At 62.4% G+C, this 13,984-nt stretch carries 14 protein-coding genes; 11 read left to right on the forward strand and 3 right to left on the reverse strand.

Features of this window, described 5'->3' with window-relative positions; genetic code table 11:
- The first annotated feature begins 8 nt into the window (after positions 1-8).
- Complete coding sequence (locus tag BN1143_RS00330; RefSeq protein WP_042049221.1) at positions 9-1,262, forward strand: phospholipase D family protein; 1,254 nt, start codon at positions 9-11, stop codon at positions 1,260-1,262.
- Positions 1,263-1,738: 476 nt separating this feature from the next.
- Here the strand turns inward: BN1143_RS00330 and BN1143_RS00335 are convergent, their stop codons facing one another.
- Entirely contained in the window at positions 1,739-2,857 is a 1,119-nt protein-coding gene (locus BN1143_RS00335; protein WP_042049222.1) for a fatty acid desaturase, read from the reverse strand.
- Positions 2,858-3,006: 149 nt separating this feature from the next.
- On the opposite strand from BN1143_RS00335, the gene fabR reads away from it, so the two are divergent.
- Positions 3,007-3,627, forward strand: a complete 621-nt coding sequence (fabR, locus tag BN1143_RS00340; RefSeq protein ID WP_005308043.1) for an HTH-type transcriptional repressor FabR — start codon at positions 3,007-3,009, stop codon at positions 3,625-3,627.
- 20 nt (positions 3,628-3,647) lie between these two features.
- Positions 3,648-4,013, forward strand: a complete 366-nt coding sequence (locus BN1143_RS00345; RefSeq protein ID WP_115599463.1) for a YijD family membrane protein — start codon at positions 3,648-3,650, stop codon at positions 4,011-4,013.
- A 38-nt stretch (positions 4,014-4,051) separates the two neighbouring features.
- Here the strand turns inward: BN1143_RS00345 and BN1143_RS00350 are convergent, their stop codons facing one another.
- Both BN1143_RS00350 and rsmD read right to left on the reverse strand, forming a co-directional pair.
- A complete protein-coding gene (locus BN1143_RS00350) occupies positions 4,052-4,363 on the reverse strand; it encodes a DUF1145 domain-containing protein (RefSeq protein ID WP_005308045.1) in 312 nt (103 codons plus the stop codon).
- Between the two features lie 258 nt (positions 4,364-4,621).
- Entirely contained in the window at positions 4,622-5,251 is a 630-nt protein-coding gene (gene rsmD, locus BN1143_RS00355; RefSeq protein ID WP_017785716.1) for a 16S rRNA (guanine(966)-N(2))-methyltransferase RsmD, read from the reverse strand.
- Between the two features lie 110 nt (positions 5,252-5,361).
- On the opposite strand from rsmD, the gene ftsY reads away from it, so the two are divergent.
- From ftsY to hutG, 8 genes are all read left to right on the forward strand, one after another.
- A complete protein-coding gene (ftsY, locus tag BN1143_RS00360; protein ID WP_042049224.1) occupies positions 5,362-7,026 on the forward strand; it encodes a signal recognition particle-docking protein FtsY in 1,665 nt (554 codons plus the stop codon).
- Between the two features lie 90 nt (positions 7,027-7,116).
- Positions 7,117-7,785, forward strand: coding sequence for a cell division ATP-binding protein FtsE (gene ftsE, locus BN1143_RS00365; RefSeq protein ID WP_005308049.1), 669 nt, complete (start codon positions 7,117-7,119; stop codon positions 7,783-7,785).
- Entirely contained in the window at positions 7,785-8,741 is a 957-nt protein-coding gene (gene ftsX, locus BN1143_RS00370) for a permease-like cell division protein FtsX (RefSeq protein WP_005308051.1), read from the forward strand. Before ftsE ends, ftsX begins: the two co-directional genes overlap by 1 nt.
- Positions 8,742-9,192: 451 nt before the next feature.
- Positions 9,193-10,047 carry an RNA polymerase sigma factor RpoH gene (gene rpoH, locus BN1143_RS00375; protein WP_005308053.1) on the forward strand — a complete coding sequence of 285 codons (855 nt, stop codon included), beginning with the start codon at positions 9,193-9,195 and terminating at the stop codon, positions 10,045-10,047.
- A 198-nt stretch (positions 10,048-10,245) separates the two neighbouring features.
- Positions 10,246-10,905, forward strand: a complete 660-nt coding sequence (gene can, locus BN1143_RS00380; protein WP_005308055.1) for a carbonate dehydratase — start codon at positions 10,246-10,248, stop codon at positions 10,903-10,905.
- Between the two features lie 11 nt (positions 10,906-10,916).
- The gene (hutC, locus tag BN1143_RS00385; RefSeq protein ID WP_005308057.1) at positions 10,917-11,621 is read left to right on the forward strand and encodes a histidine utilization transcriptional repressor HutC; all 705 of its coding nucleotides are present in this window, start codon (positions 10,917-10,919) and stop codon (positions 11,619-11,621) included.
- 154 nt (positions 11,622-11,775) lie between these two features.
- Entirely contained in the window at positions 11,776-13,011 is a 1,236-nt protein-coding gene (hutI, locus tag BN1143_RS00390) for an imidazolonepropionase (protein WP_042049226.1), read from the forward strand.
- The gene (hutG, locus tag BN1143_RS00395) at positions 13,004-13,942 is read left to right on the forward strand and encodes a formimidoylglutamase (RefSeq protein WP_042049227.1); all 939 of its coding nucleotides are present in this window, start codon (positions 13,004-13,006) and stop codon (positions 13,940-13,942) included. Before hutI ends, hutG begins: the two co-directional genes overlap by 8 nt.
- Positions 13,943-13,984 lie beyond the last annotated feature (42 nt).

The following is a 13,984-nucleotide window of genomic DNA, read 5'->3' on the forward strand; positions in this document are numbered from 1 at the left end:
ATGACGCCATGATCCCCGCTGAATTCGCCCTGATAGACCAGCCCGAGCTGGCGCTCAAGCTGCGCTGTCAGCTGATCCGCGGCGCCAGAAGCCGGATCCAGGCCCAGTACTACAGCTGGGAGGAGGACAGCAGCGGCAAGCTGCTGCTGTCGGAGCTGCTGCATGCCGCCAAACGCGGGGTGCGGGTGCAGCTGCTCATCGACGACCTCTATGCCGGCGACAACCGCTTCCTGGAGATGGTGGCCCACCAGCCGGGCATCGAGGTGCGCCTGTTCAATCCCTTCTGGTTGCGCGGCTGGCGGCCACTGACCCTGTTGCTGGAAGGCCTGCTCAGCTTTCGCCGCATCAATCACCGCATGCACAACAAGCTGCTGCTGGTGGATGGCAGCCAAGCGGTGATCGGTGGTCGCAACATCGGGGATCGTTACTTCGGACTCGGCGGTGCCCCCCAGTTCGTCGATCTGGATCTCGCCTGCCGCGGCCCGCTCTGCCAGCGGGTCGAGCAGGGGTTCGATCAATTCTGGCGCAGCCGCTGGAGCCACCCGATCCGCCGTCTGTTGCGCCGCCCGCTGCAACGGGCCGAGGTGCAGGTGGTGAACGACTTCCTGCTGACCCTGAACGAGCCGCAGATCGCGGCCGTCTATGACCTGCCCGCCAGCCTGTTCGATCCCGAGCCGATCCCTCTGTGCTGGCATGCCGGGCGGGCCGAGGTGTGGTTTGACCGCCCCGGCAAGGGGTTGGTATCCCGGCCCACCACGGCGCGCCTGCTCTGGCGCAAACTGGCCGACAATCAGGGCACATTGCGCCTGGTCACCCCCTATCTCATCCTGACCCGGGGTCTGCGCCGCCGACTCAGGCAGCAGCGCCAGGCGGGGGTGACCATCGACATCCTGACCAACTCCCTGGCCAGCACGGATGTGCCGCTGGTGTACGGCGCCTACCGCCGTCATCGTCCCTGGCTGATACGCCAGGGCATAGCGCTGTCGGAGCTGGAGGGGACATCCCTCAGCCTGCACGCCAAGCTGATCCTGGTGGGGGAGGAGGAGGCGCTACTCGGCAGCTTCAATCTGGATCCGCGCTCCCTGCTGCTCAACACCGAGCTGGTGCTGCATCTGGCCTGCCCCGCGCTGTGCGCCGAGTTGCAACAGTGGCTGGCGATCTGGCAGCAGCGTTCATCCCACTCGGTGGCTGCCCCGCCCTCGACCCTGCGCCGCCTGCTGGCCAGGGTCAGCGACTGGTTGCCGTTGCAGCGCTGGTTGTGAGTGGATCATGGCTTGTGCGAGATCTCGCAAAGCCTTGTGCGCCTTCGAGGATAACGTTTGCCATCCAATGGCGATGGAGTGATTTATCGTATTGTTTTTAATCAGATTGTTTTCTGGTTGAAGTTGGATGAGCGGTAGATGCTTGCATAGATGGCCGAATATATCGGTTTTTTATTTTATTTATCTGCGTAATATTTCAACTGCAAGGACAACACGGCGGCTTGCCGTCGTGCGGAAGAGGGTCGTGAAGGGAATCGGCCGACTGGATCGCTCCAGCCGGAGCCTGCTTCAGATGGGTAGCGGAAACTCAGGAAGCAGGAGAGGAACCCGACGGGACCGGATTCCAATATGGAACATGCTATTTGCGAGGGGGTGACATGCGAGTGTCACCCCATTTTTTATGGCCTGCTGGCTGGGCTGAACAAAAAGACCGCCGATTGGCGGTCTTTTTGTTTGTGTCGTCTGACGGTCTATGATCAGGCGATGCCTGCCAGCAGGCGGCTCCAGTTGCGCTTGGCCACGGTGAAGGCATCGTGCAGGTTGCGATACTCCAACTGCAGTTTCAGCTGGTCGTAACGGGCCAGCGCCTTGCGCTTGCGCTGCTCCAGCAGGCGTTTGCGGCTGGCGTAGTAGTGCTGCAGCTGCTGGCTCAGCTTGTCGTACTCCTCCTGCAGCAGCGCCTGCCACAGCTCCCTGTCGTCCTGTCTGTGCAGTCTGGCCTGGGCCCGTTTCAGCTGCATCTCCAGCCTGGCCTGCTCGATCCGCTCTTCCGGGCAGGCGCGCAGATCCCGTGCCAGCCCGCACCAGGCGGCACTGCGGATCAGCCACTTGGTAGGATCGAACTGCCACCAGCGGATGCCGTTGCGATAGTCGTTCTCGAACAGGTGGTGGAAGTTGTGGTAGCCCTCGCCGAAGGTGAAGAAGGCCAGGATGCCGTTGTCCCGCGCGCTGTTGCGGTCGGTGAAGGGCTGACTGCCCCAGATGTGGGCCAGGGAGTTGATGAAGAAGGTGGTGTGATGGGTCATCACCATGCGCAGCACTCCGGCCAGCAGCAGCATGCCGAGCAGATCGCCGTGGACGAGCCCCAGCAGCAGCGGGATGCCGATGTTGGTGGCCAGGGTCAGCGCCAGATAGTGCTTGTGCTGGAAGGCGACCACGGGGTTGTTCTGCAGATCCCGCACGTTGCTGTAGTCGTGGTAGATGTCGCGCTGATATTCCCGCAGCATCCAGCCGATGTGGGAGAACCAGAAGCCGCGGCCCGCACTGTAAGGATCCTTCTGGTTGTCATCCACGTGGCGGTGGTGGCGACGATGATCGGAAGACCAGTGCAGCGCCGAGTTTTGCAGGGCGAGGGCACCGCCGATGGCGAAGATCCACTGCAGGATCGGGTGCGCCTTGTAGGCCTTGTGCGACCAGAGCCGGTGGTAGCCGGCGGTGATGGAGATGCCGCAATAGCAGAACAGCAGCAGGAAGCTGCCCCACTGCCAGAGGTCATAGCCATGGGTCATGCCGTACCAGGGTACGGCGATCAGGGCGGTCAGCCCGGAGAGGGCGAACAGCAGGGTGTTGGTCATGATGATCGGGGGGCGTTCCATCTCACTCGGTTCCTTTCAGCGAACAGCTGTGCGCTATTTTCCATGCAGCCGGAATTGGGGTCAATGGTAAAAAAGTAGGAGACAAACCTGATCCTGGCGCAGCCTTCGGGTTATCATTTGGCCTCGATAACCTGAAGGTGACTGTTTTCGTGGGTATTCGCGCGCAACAAAAAGAAAAAACCCGGCGTACTCTGATCGAGGCTGCGTTCAGCCAACTGTGCGCCAATCGCAGCTTTTCCAACCTCAGTCTGCGGGAAGTGGCGCGGGAGGCCGGTATTGCGCCCACCTCCTTCTATCGTCATTTCCGCGACATGGAGGAGCTGGGTCTGACCCTGGTGGATGAGGGCGGACTGACCCTGCGCCAGTTGATGCGCCAGGCGCGTCAGCGCATCGCGGGTGGCGGCAGCGTCATCAGCACCTCGGTACAGACGTTCATGGAGTTCGTCGAGAACAACCCGAACATCTTCCGGCTGCTGCTGCGCGAGCGCTCCGGCACCTCTGCTGCATTTCGCCAGGCGGTGGCGCGGGAGATCCAGCACTTCATCGCCGAGCTGACCGACTACCTCGAAGCCACCACGGGGGCGCCGCGGGAAGAGGCCTACATCCAGGCCGAGGCCATGGTGACCATCGTCTTCAGTGCCGGTGCCGACGCCCTCGACATGACCAGCGAGGAGTGCCGGGCCCTGTCCGATCGCACCATCCGTCAGCTGCGCATGATCGCCATGGGCGCCGAGGTCCAGAACCAGAAGCGCCGTGAACCTCTCTCTTAAGTCAAAGGATGGACAGCTCCATGCATGACCAGAACACGATTCCGAAGAAACCCCTGCTGCTGACCCTGCTCATCGGCATCTGTGGTGATGCCTCCCTGACGGTCTTGTCAGAGTCTGCGGTGCCCTTCTCCTTCTTCCCGATGATCGCCTTCGTGCTGGCCGCCTATCAGCTCTACCAGCACTACCGTCATGTCTCGCTGGAGGGCAACACCCCGGTCTGCATGCTGCTCAGCTTCTTCATCGGCGTGTTCGGCCATTCGGCGCTGGTCAAGGTGCAGTACCCAGAGCTTGGCAGCAACTTCTTCTCGCTGATCATGATGTTGCTGCTGCTGGCTGTGCTCTCCATCAAGCTCGGTATCAGCGTGGGGAAAAAAGAGAAGGAGTGACCAGCACTCCTTCCATCACCACCATGACAGAGCCGGGATCACCCGGCTTTGTTGTCTTCGCCGCGCCGCTTGGCATCGACGATGGCCTGCAGCCTGGCGCGGATCTCAACCATGCCGAACACCCCGAACACCAGCACCTGGGTGAACTCGAGCCGGCTCACCGCGAAGTAGGGCTTGCAGGCTGCCTTGACCATGCTGGCCTGCACCCAGTGCATCAGGATCACGATCACGCCGCACACCGGCAGGAAGCCATTGAGCTTGCCCGGCAGCGGGGCGATCAGGCTGACCAGCACGCCGAACCAGAAGAACAGGATCAGACCCATCGCCAACAGATTAAACACCCGCTTCATCGTTTACCTCCCGCACATAGCATTGATAGCAGACCTGATTTGATCGGCCCGTTTGTCCTTGAGCCGTTGTCCAGATTGATGGGGAGGGGCTCGTGCCCATCTTCCCCTGTCATCCGGTTGCTAAACCGCGGCGTCATTCTTGATCTCCCGCAGATAGAGCTGGTAGCAGACCTGGTTTGATCGACCTGCTTGTCCTTGAGCCGTTGTCCAGATTGACGGGGAGGAGCTCTGTGCCCATCTTCCCCTGCCATCCGTTTGTTAAACCGCGGCGTCATTCTTGATCTCCCGCAGATAGAGCTGGTAGCAGACCTGACCCGCTTGCTTGTCCTTGAGCAGTTGCCAGCTGGCTGGCAGAGGCAGATCGGCCATCTCCTTCTCCCGCTCCAGATAGATGAGGGCGTCCGGTGCCAGCCAGCCGCGCTGCTCCAGCAGCTCGCACACCTGGGGCAGCAGCTCACGGCGAAAGGGGGGGTCGAGAAACACCAGGTCGAACGGCGTGGCCGGCCCCTGCAGCCAGCTGACGGCATCGGTCTGGATCACCTGACCCTGGCTGCTGCCGAGGGTGGTCAGGTTCTTCTTGATCTGCTCGGCGGCGCCCCTGTCCATCTCGATCAGGGTGACCTGCTCGGCGTAACGCGATAGCGCCTCCAGCCCCAGCCCGCCGCTGCCGGCGAACAGATCCAGGCAGCGGGTGCCGCGCACATGGGGAGCCAGCCAGTTGAAGATGGTCTCCTTGACGCGATCCGTGGTGGGTCTGAGTCCTTCTACATCCCTGACCGGCAGTTTGCGGCCTCGCCACTGGCCGCTGATGATTCTTACAAAGCCCGATTTCCCCTGCGGGGCTGGGCTCTTGCTCGGGCCGTTACGGCTGGATTTCACTCTGGGCATCGCGTTTCGTCGTCAGAAAATAAAGTGATAGTATAAGGCGGTTCATTTTTATGCCGACCCGCCGAGGGACGGCTATCTTAGCAGTCAGCCTTTGATGTGAGTATTTTTAGATGGCAAAAGGTTTGTTTTCCTGGCTGGGTTTCGGCCGCAAGAAAGAAGAGGCTGAGGCTGTCCAACCACAGACACCGCAAGCCACCCCGACTACCGTTGAGTCCGACGTTGCGGCTCACCCCGCTCCCGTTTCCGAGACGACTGTTTCCGATAGTACGCCGGCCGTCGCTGCTGAAGTGCCCGCCAGCGCACAGAATTCTGTTTTGCACGATGATTGCTGCCCGCCTGCCGAGCTGGACGACCATGGTCCGCTGGTGGTGGAGGAGTGCGCCTCCGATCTGGAGCCGGTGATCGTCAATGAAGCCCTGATCGCCGAAGAGGAGCGCGCGGCTGCCGAGGCGCAAGCTGCCGAGGCTGCCCGGGTTGCGGCCGACCTCAAGGCGGCGGAAGAAGCCCGCCTTGCCGCTGCCGCTCAGGTTGCCGAAGAGGCTCGTCTTGCTGCTGAAGCCCGCGCCGCAGAAGAGGCTCGCATTGCCGCCGAAGCCCGCGCGGCAGAAGAGGCTCGCATTGCTGCCGAAGCCCGCGCCGCGGAAGAGGCGCGTATTGCCGCCGAAGCTCGCGCCGCAGAAGAGGCTCGTATCGCAGCCGAAGCTCAAGCAGCCGAGGAAGCCCGGATCGCCAAAGAGGCCCAGCGGGCGGAAGATCTGCGCCTGGTCGCCGCGATGGAGGCTGAGGCCGCTGCCCTCGCAGCTCTGCCGTTGGCCGCCAAGGTGGACGACGACACTCAGGACAAGCCGCAGCGGGAGGGCTTCTTCGCTCGCCTCAAGCGCAGCCTGGTGCGCACCAAGGAGAATATCGGTTCCGGTTTCTTCGGCCTGTTCCGTGGCAAGAAGATCGACGATGAGCTGTTCGAAGAGCTGGAGACCCAGCTGCTGACTGCGGATCTTGGCGTCGACACCACCACCCGCATCATCGAGGGGCTGGTGCAGCACGCGGACCGCAAGCAACTCAAGGATGCCGAGGCGCTCTACGGCCTGCTCAAGCAGGACATGGGCGAGATGCTGGCCAAGGTCGAGCAGCCGCTGGTGATCGACACCGACAAGAAGCCTTACGTGATCCTGATGGTGGGCGTGAACGGGGTCGGCAAGACCACTACCATCGGCAAGCTGGCCAAGCAGTTCCAGGCCGAGGGCAAGAGTGTGATGCTGGCCGCTGGCGATACCTTCCGTGCCGCCGCCGTCGAGCAGTTGCAGGTGTGGGGTCAGCGCAACAACATTCCGGTGATTGCCCAGCACACCGGCGCCGACTCCGCCTCCGTCATCTATGATGCCATCGAGGCTGCCCGCTCGCGCGGGGCCGACGTGCTGATCGCCGATACCGCCGGCCGCCTGCAGAACAAGAGCAACCTGATGGAAGAGCTCAAGAAGGTGGTGCGGGTGATGAAGAAGCTGGACGATGCGGCGCCCCACGAAATCATGCTGACCCTGGACGCCGGCACCGGCCAGAACGCCCTGAGCCAGGCCAAGCTGTTCAGCGAGGCGGTGGGCCTGACCGGCATCACCCTCACCAAGCTGGATGGCACCGCCAAGGGCGGCGTCATCTTCGCGGTGGCCGACAAGTTCCAGATCCCGATCCGCTACATCGGGGTGGGCGAGGGGATCGACGATCTGCGTCCGTTCGTGGCCAACGACTTCATCGAGGCGCTTTTCAGTCGCGAGGAGTGAGTGTCTTCGCGATGAGCAAGCTCGGGCGCCGTGAGTTGAGCGCCCCCTGCCCCGACCCAGGTCGGGGCTTGTCACTGTCAGGGAACCGTTATGATCCGTTTTGACAAGGTCAGCAAGGTTTACAGCGGCGGCCATCAGGCGCTGCAGAAGGTCAGTTTTCATCTGCGCAAAGGGGAGATGGCCTTTCTGACCGGGCACTCGGGCGCAGGCAAGAGTACCCTCCTCAAACTGATCAGCGTAATGGAACGGCCGACCGACGGCCGTGTCTTCTTTCATGGCGATGACGTCAGCCACATCAAGCGGGGGGAGATCCCCTATGTGCGCCGCCAGATCGGCATGATCTTTCAGGATCACCGCCTGCTGATGGACAGAACCGTGTTCGACAACGTGGCGCTGCCGCTGGTGATCGACGGCTACAGCCATGGGGACATCAACAAGCGGGTGGCCGCTGCGCTCGACAAGGTAGGGCTGCTCGGCAAGGAGCGCTACCAGCCACGCATGCTCTCCGGCGGTGAACAGCAGCGGGTTGGCATCGCCCGTGCCATCGTCAACAAGCCGCCGCTGCTGCTGGCGGATGAGCCGACCGGCAACCTGGATCCCCAGCTCTCCATGGACATCATGCGGTTGTTCGAGGAGTTCAACCGCTTCGGCGTCTCCGTGCTGATTGCCACCCACGATCTGGGGCTGATCGCCCGCATGCGCTATCGCACCCTGACCCTCAAGGCGGGTCGCATGTATTCGTCCGGGGAGGAGCTCTGATGGCCATTCGTGCGCGTCACAAACAGCCGCCACTGCGGCGTTTCATGATGTACTGGGTCGACCACGCCCGCCAGGCCTTTGCCAGTCTGGGGGAGCTGTGGCGCAATCCGCTCGCCTCGCTGATGACGCTGGCGGTGCTGGGGGTGAGCCTGGCGCTGCCCTCCTGCTTCCACGTGCTGCTGAAAAATGCCGAGGTGGTGGAGGGGAGCTGGCAGACCAGTTCCCAGATCTCCCTCTACCTGCGCAAGGATCTGCCCGAGCAGAACATCCTCGACATGAAGCAGCGGATCCTGCTCTACCCGGAGGTGGAGTCGGTCACCTACATGAGCCGGGATGAGGCGCTCAAGGAGTTTCGCGAGATCTCCGGCTTTGGCGATGCGCTCGACTACCTCGACAGCAACCCGCTGCCGCCGGTGTTGAGCGTGATCCCGGATCCGCGCTGGCAGAACCCGGAAGGGGCGGCCGAGCTGCTCAACAAGCTGAGCAACGAAGACGGGGTCGAGCAGGGCAAGCTGGATCTGCAGTGGCTGACCCGGCTGCAGGGGATCATGAACCTGCTGCGCCACACCATCACCGGCATCGCCGTGCTGCTGCTCTCCGCGGTACTGCTGATCGTCGGCAACACCCTGCGCCTGAATATCCTCAATCAGCGTTCCGAGATCGAAGTGCTCAAGCTGGTGGGGGCGACCGATGCGTTTATCCATCGTCCCTTCCTTTATACCGGCATCTGGTTCGGGGTCATCGGCGGCATGCTGGCCTGGTGGCTGACCGAGGTGATGGTGATCTGGAGCGAAGGGGTGGTGAAGGAGCTGGCGGGTCTCTACAACAGCAACTTTAGGCTGGTGGGCATGGGAGCGGTGGACGGGATCAACCTGATCCTGCTGGGGGCCCTGCTGGGTCTGATCGCCTCCTGGTTTTCGGTCCATCGCCACATTCGCGACATCGAACCGTCCTGATTAATTTATCAGCGTTTCAAAGCGCTGGATTTTGCGACCTGGATCAAGTAAAAGAGTGGCCGTTTCTGGCACGGCCACCGTTCTGGGAGTAATCTGGATAGCACCAGTCTTCAGGATCTTCTCTGGATCCTGTGAACCTTCTGATTTATAAGCAGTCTACAATTGCGAAGAATTTATACGGGTGTGGCCCCTATGCCTTGCTCGTCTGACTTGGCAAGCATGTGAAGGTTGCGAGCTCCGCAACAATGGACTTAGCATGCTACTTTTCGGGGGTCCTTCATTGTGACCCCCTTTTTTTGACTGTTCATTCATGATTCATCCTGCCGGCCTAAGATGATTCCGGTTCAGACATGCCAGTCATGTTTGATGCAGGCCGCAGAATGGCGTCCGGTCAGTAGACAGGCCCTCTCAGGGTGTTAGACTGATTCGATTGAAAAGTAAGAGGTAGAACATGGGAACTTCATTGCAGCGCACTATGGCTCTGATTCCGCAAGGTAGTCTGGAAGGCTATATCCAGGCAGTAAACTCGATTCCGGTGCTGAGCGCAGAGGAAGAGCGTGAGCTGGCTGAGCGTTTGCAGCAGGAAGGCGATCTCGAGGCTGCCCGTCAGCTGGTTATGTCGCACCTGCGTTTTGTCGTTCACGTCGCCAAGAGTTATGCCGGTTACGGTCTGCCCCAGGCCGATCTGGTGCAGGAAGGCAACATAGGCCTGATGAAGGCGGTCAAGCGCTTTGACCCGAGCGTCGGCGTGCGCCTGGTCTCCTTCGCGGTGCACTGGATCAAGGCTGAAATCCACGAATACGTGCTGCGCAACTGGCGCATGGTCAAGGTGGCGACTACCAAGGCCCAGCGCAAGCTCTTCTTCAACCTGCGCAAGTCCAAGAAGCGTCTCGGCTGGCTGAACCACGAAGAAGTCCAGGCCGTGGCCGCCGACCTCGGCGTCTCCGCCGCCGACGTCACCGAGATGGAAGCGCGCATGAGCAACTACGATCAGGCGTTCGATCTGGTCGGTGATGAGGACGAAGAGGGCGGTTTCGCGCCGGTTCACTATCTGGAGGACAAATCCTCCGATCTGGCGGCCACCATCGAGAACGACAACTGGGACGATCATGCGACCCGTCGTCTGAGCTCGGCCCTGGCCACCCTGGACGAACGTAGCCAGCACATCATTCGCGCCCGCTGGCTCGACGATGACAGCAAGACCACCCTGCAGGAGCTGGCCGATACCTACGGCGTCTCCGCCGAGCGGGTGCGTCAGCTTGAGAAGAATGCCCTCAAGAAGCTGAAGGATGCGATGGAAGCATAATCCTGCGCGCCGGGCGGATTCGTCAGCTTGAGAGGCTCGCGCCCAGGCAGCTGAAAGATACGAGGGAGGCCTGATGCCTCCTGATGAAAACAGGGCCCGATGGCCCTGTTTTTGTTTGCCGGTGATCTGGTCGGCCTTGCCTTGGTTACCCTTGTGTATGGTATGTTGCCGCCACTGCCACAGTAGGGAGAGCAGATAGTGAAACTCTTGAACGACTTGTTTACCAACAACCGCGAGTGGGCGGAACGGATCAAGGCCGAGGATCCCGAATTCTTTGCTACCCTCTCCGCCCAGCAAGCCCCCGAATACCTCTGGATCGGCTGCTCCGACAGCCGGGTACCCGCCAACCAGCTGATGGGGCTGCTGCCGGGGGACGTGTTCGTCCACCGCAACGTCGCCAACCTGGTGGTACACACCGACTTCAACTGCCTCTCGGTGCTGCAATACGCGGTCGAGGTGCTCAAGGTGAAGCACATCATCGTCTGCGGCCATTACGGCTGCGGCGGCGTCAAGGCGGCGATGCAGAACCAGGAGCTGGGGCTCATCGACAACTGGCTGCGCAACATCAAGGATGTCTACTTCAAGTATCGCGAGCAGCTGGATGCCATCGAGGATGAGCACGAGCGCTTCGACTACCTGTGCGAGCTGAACGTGGCCGAGCAGGTGGCCAACGTCTGCCACACCACCATCATCCAGAACGCCTGGCGCAAGGGGCAGGAGCTGGCGGTGCACGGCTGGATCTACGGCATCAAGGACGGTCTGCTGCACGATCTCGATCTCTGCATCAGCGGGCCCGAGCAGATCCCGGACGTCTATCGCGCCTGGCCGGACATGCGTCCGCCCCACCGCCGTCGCTGAGGAGCATTCCGTTGGCACCGGCCCTCTATCTGCAGATCAAGCAGCACATCCTGGACGGGATCCGCGAACGCCACTATCAGGCGGGCGACCGGATCCCGACCGAGGCCGCCCTGTGCGAGCAGTTCACCGTGAGCCGGATGACGGTCAACAAGGCGCTGCGCGAACTGGTGGCCGAGGGCTGGCTGGTGCGCACCGCCGGCTCCGGCAGCTTCGTGGCGGACCGGCGCACCGAGTCGCCGCTGCTGGCCATTCGCAACATCGCCGACGAGATCGCCGAGCGGGGCAGCGAGTACAGCGGCCGGGTGATCCGGCTGCAGCGCCAGGCCGCCGACGAGAAGGTGGCGGTGCAGCTGGGGCTGCGGGTCGGGGCGCCCATCTTTCACAGCCTCATCGTCCATCAGGCCGACGGTGAGCCGCTGCAGCTGGAGGAGCGCTTCGTCGATGCGGAGCGGCTGCCGGAGTATGGCGAGCAGGATTTTGCCAGCCAGACCCCCAACCGTTATCTGATGGAGGTCTGCCCTCTCTCCGAGATGGAGCACGTGGTGGAGGCGGTGCTGCCGAGCGCCGGCGAAGCCGGCTTGCTGCAGGTACGGGTCGACACCCCCTGCCTGTTGCTGCATCGGCGTACCTGGTCAGACGGTTATCTGGTCTCCTATGCCCGTCTGCTCTCGCCGGGCTCCCGCTACAAGTTGAGCTCCAAGACCAGTCTCAGCTAATTGTATATACATATAATTTTTGACAAAGCCCGCCTCTGGCGGGCTTTTTGTGTTTAAGCTCTAATGAACACGCTGTTATCAAGATGTGAACTTGATCCTTTCTTTCCCGTCAGAGATCGGATATAAGTTAATGTATATACATTTAGAGGTCGGTATGAACAAGGAACTGTTGAACTGCGAGCGGGTCTGGCTCAACGTGACACCCGCCACTCTGCGCTCCGATCTGGCTGACTACGGTCTGCTGGAGCCCCATGCTCTCGGCGTTCATGAGGGGAGGATCCACGCCCTGGTGCCCATGCAGGATCTCAAGGGCCCCTATCCCGCCCATTGGCAGGACATGAAGGGCAAGCTGGTTACCCCCGGCCTCATCGATTGCCACACCCACCTCATCTTCGCCGGCAGCCGCGCCGAAGAGTTCGAGCTGCGCCAGAAGGGTGTGCCCTATGCGGAGATCGCCCGCAAAGGCGGCGGCATCATCAGCACGGTGCGCGCCACCCGTGCCGCCAGCGAGGATCAGCTGTTTGAACTGGCGCTGCCACGGATCAAGTCGCTGATCCGGGAAGGGGTCACCACGGTGGAGATCAAGTCCGGCTACGGCCTCACCCTGGCAGACGAGCTCAAGATGCTGCGGGTGGCTCGCCGACTGGGAGAGACGCTGCCGATCCGGGTCAAGACCACCCTGCTGGCAGCCCATGCGGTGCCGCCGGAGTATCGCGACGATCCCGACTCCTGGGTCGAGACCATCTGTCAGGAGATCATCCCGGCCGCCGCCGAGGCGGGGCTGGCCGATGCGGTGGACGTCTTCTGTGAACACATCGGCTTCTCGCTGGCCCAGACCGAGCAGGTCTATCTGGCGGCGGATCAATATGGCCTGGCGGTGAAGGGGCACATGGATCAGCTCTCCAACCTGGGGGGCAGCACGCTGGCTGCCAACTTCGGGGCCCTCTCGGTGGATCATCTGGAGTATCTGGATCCGGAAGGGGTCCAGGCGCTGGCTCACCGCGGCGTGGTCGCGACTCTGCTGCCCACCGCCTTCTATTTCCTCAAGGAGACCAAGCTGCCGCCGGTCGCCGCACTGCGCAAGGCGGGAGTGCCGATGGCGGTCTCCTCCGACATCAACCCGGGCACGGCCCCCATCGTCTCCCTGCGGATGGCCATGAACATGGCCTGCACCCTGTTCGGCCTGACCCCGGTGGAGGCCATGGCCGGGGTGACCCGCCACGCCGCCCGGGCGCTTGGCGAGCAGGAGCAGCTGGGGCAGCTCAGGGTCGGCATGCTGGCGGATTTCCTGGTCTGGAACTGCGGCCATCCGGCCGAACTCTGCTACCTCATCGGCGTCGATCAGCTGGTGAGCCGGGTGGTCAACGGGGAGGAGACTCTGCATGGATAAGTTCAACGGGATCGACATGTCGGTCTGGCAGGGACGTCAGGATCCGGAAGACGGTGAACTGGCCCTGCGCTGGCATGACAGGGTGCTGCCCTGGCTGGGACGCGGTGAACCCGGCGTGGTACTGCTCGGCTTCGCCTGTGACGAAGGGGTGCGCCGCAACAAGGGGCGCGTCGGCGCCGCCGGTGCGCCGCTGGCGGTGCGCAAGCTGCTCGCCAACACCGCCTGGCATCTGGGCCAGCCCGTCTACGACGGCGGCGATGTGCACTGCGAGGATGGCGATCTCGACGCCGCCCACGAGCGGCTGGCCGAGCGGGTCGCCACAGCCCTGGAGCAGGGCCAGTTTCCGCTGGTGCTGGGGGGCGGTCACGAGGTGGCGTTTGGCAGCTGGAGCGGCCTCAACCGTCATCTGGGCGGCCGTGGCAGGGTAGGCATCATCAACTTCGACGCTCACTTCGACCTGCGCATGAAGCTGGAGCAGGCGAGTTCCGGCACCCCCTTCTTCCAGATTGCCGAGCAGTGCGTCGCCCAGGGCTCGCCCTTTACCTACGCCTGCCTCGGGGTGGCCGAGACCGCCAACACGGCGGCCCTGTTTGCCCGCGCCGAGGCGCTGGGGGTGTGGCACGAGCTGGACGAGGCGATGACGCCGACCGAGTTGCCAGCCTTGCTCAACGGGCTGGATGCCTTTATCGCCCGCTGTGACCACCTCTATCTGACCATCGATCTGGACGTGCTGCCTGCCGCCGTGATGCCGGGGGTAAGTGCCCCTGCCGCCCGCGGCGTGGAGCTGGCGGTCATTGAACCGCTGATCGCCCATATCCGGGCCAGCGGCAAGCTCAGGCTTGCCGATCTGGCCGAGTACAACCCGAACCTGGATCAGGACAACCGCAGCGCCCGCGTGGCCGCGCGCCTGGTTCACCAGTTGACCAAGTAGCGGCGCACCGCGCCGCCTGACCGTATCGCTAAACAAGGAGTG

The organism is Aeromonas dhakensis (assembly GCF_000820305.1).
GTDB classification, from domain to species: Bacteria; Pseudomonadota; Gammaproteobacteria; order Enterobacterales; family Aeromonadaceae; genus Aeromonas; species Aeromonas dhakensis.

Bases quoted from the DNA above. Each gene is read 5' to 3' on its own strand.
- BN1143_RS00330 (WP_042049221.1), top strand. From the start codon at position 9: ATGATCCCCGCTGAATTCGCCCTGATAGACCAGCCCGAGCTGGCGCTC.
- BN1143_RS00335 (WP_042049222.1), bottom strand. From the start codon at position 2,857: ATGGAACGCCCCCCGATCATCATGACCAACACCCTGCTGTTCGCCCTC.
- BN1143_RS00345 (WP_115599463.1), top strand. From the start codon at position 3,648: ATGCATGACCAGAACACGATTCCGAAGAAACCCCTGCTGCTGACCCTG.
- BN1143_RS00350 (WP_005308045.1), bottom strand. From the start codon at position 4,363: ATGAAGCGGGTGTTTAATCTGTTGGCGATGGGTCTGATCCTGTTCTTC.
- rsmD (WP_017785716.1), bottom strand. From the start codon at position 5,251: ATGCCCAGAGTGAAATCCAGCCGTAACGGCCCGAGCAAGAGCCCAGCC.
- ftsY (WP_042049224.1), top strand. From the start codon at position 5,362: ATGGCAAAAGGTTTGTTTTCCTGGCTGGGTTTCGGCCGCAAGAAAGAA.
- ftsE (WP_005308049.1), top strand. From the start codon at position 7,117: ATGATCCGTTTTGACAAGGTCAGCAAGGTTTACAGCGGCGGCCATCAG.
- ftsX (WP_005308051.1), top strand. From the start codon at position 7,785: ATGGCCATTCGTGCGCGTCACAAACAGCCGCCACTGCGGCGTTTCATG.
- rpoH (WP_005308053.1), top strand. From the start codon at position 9,193: ATGGGAACTTCATTGCAGCGCACTATGGCTCTGATTCCGCAAGGTAGT.
- hutI (WP_042049226.1), top strand. From the start codon at position 11,776: ATGAACAAGGAACTGTTGAACTGCGAGCGGGTCTGGCTCAACGTGACA.
- hutG (WP_042049227.1), top strand. From the start codon at position 13,004: ATGGATAAGTTCAACGGGATCGACATGTCGGTCTGGCAGGGACGTCAG.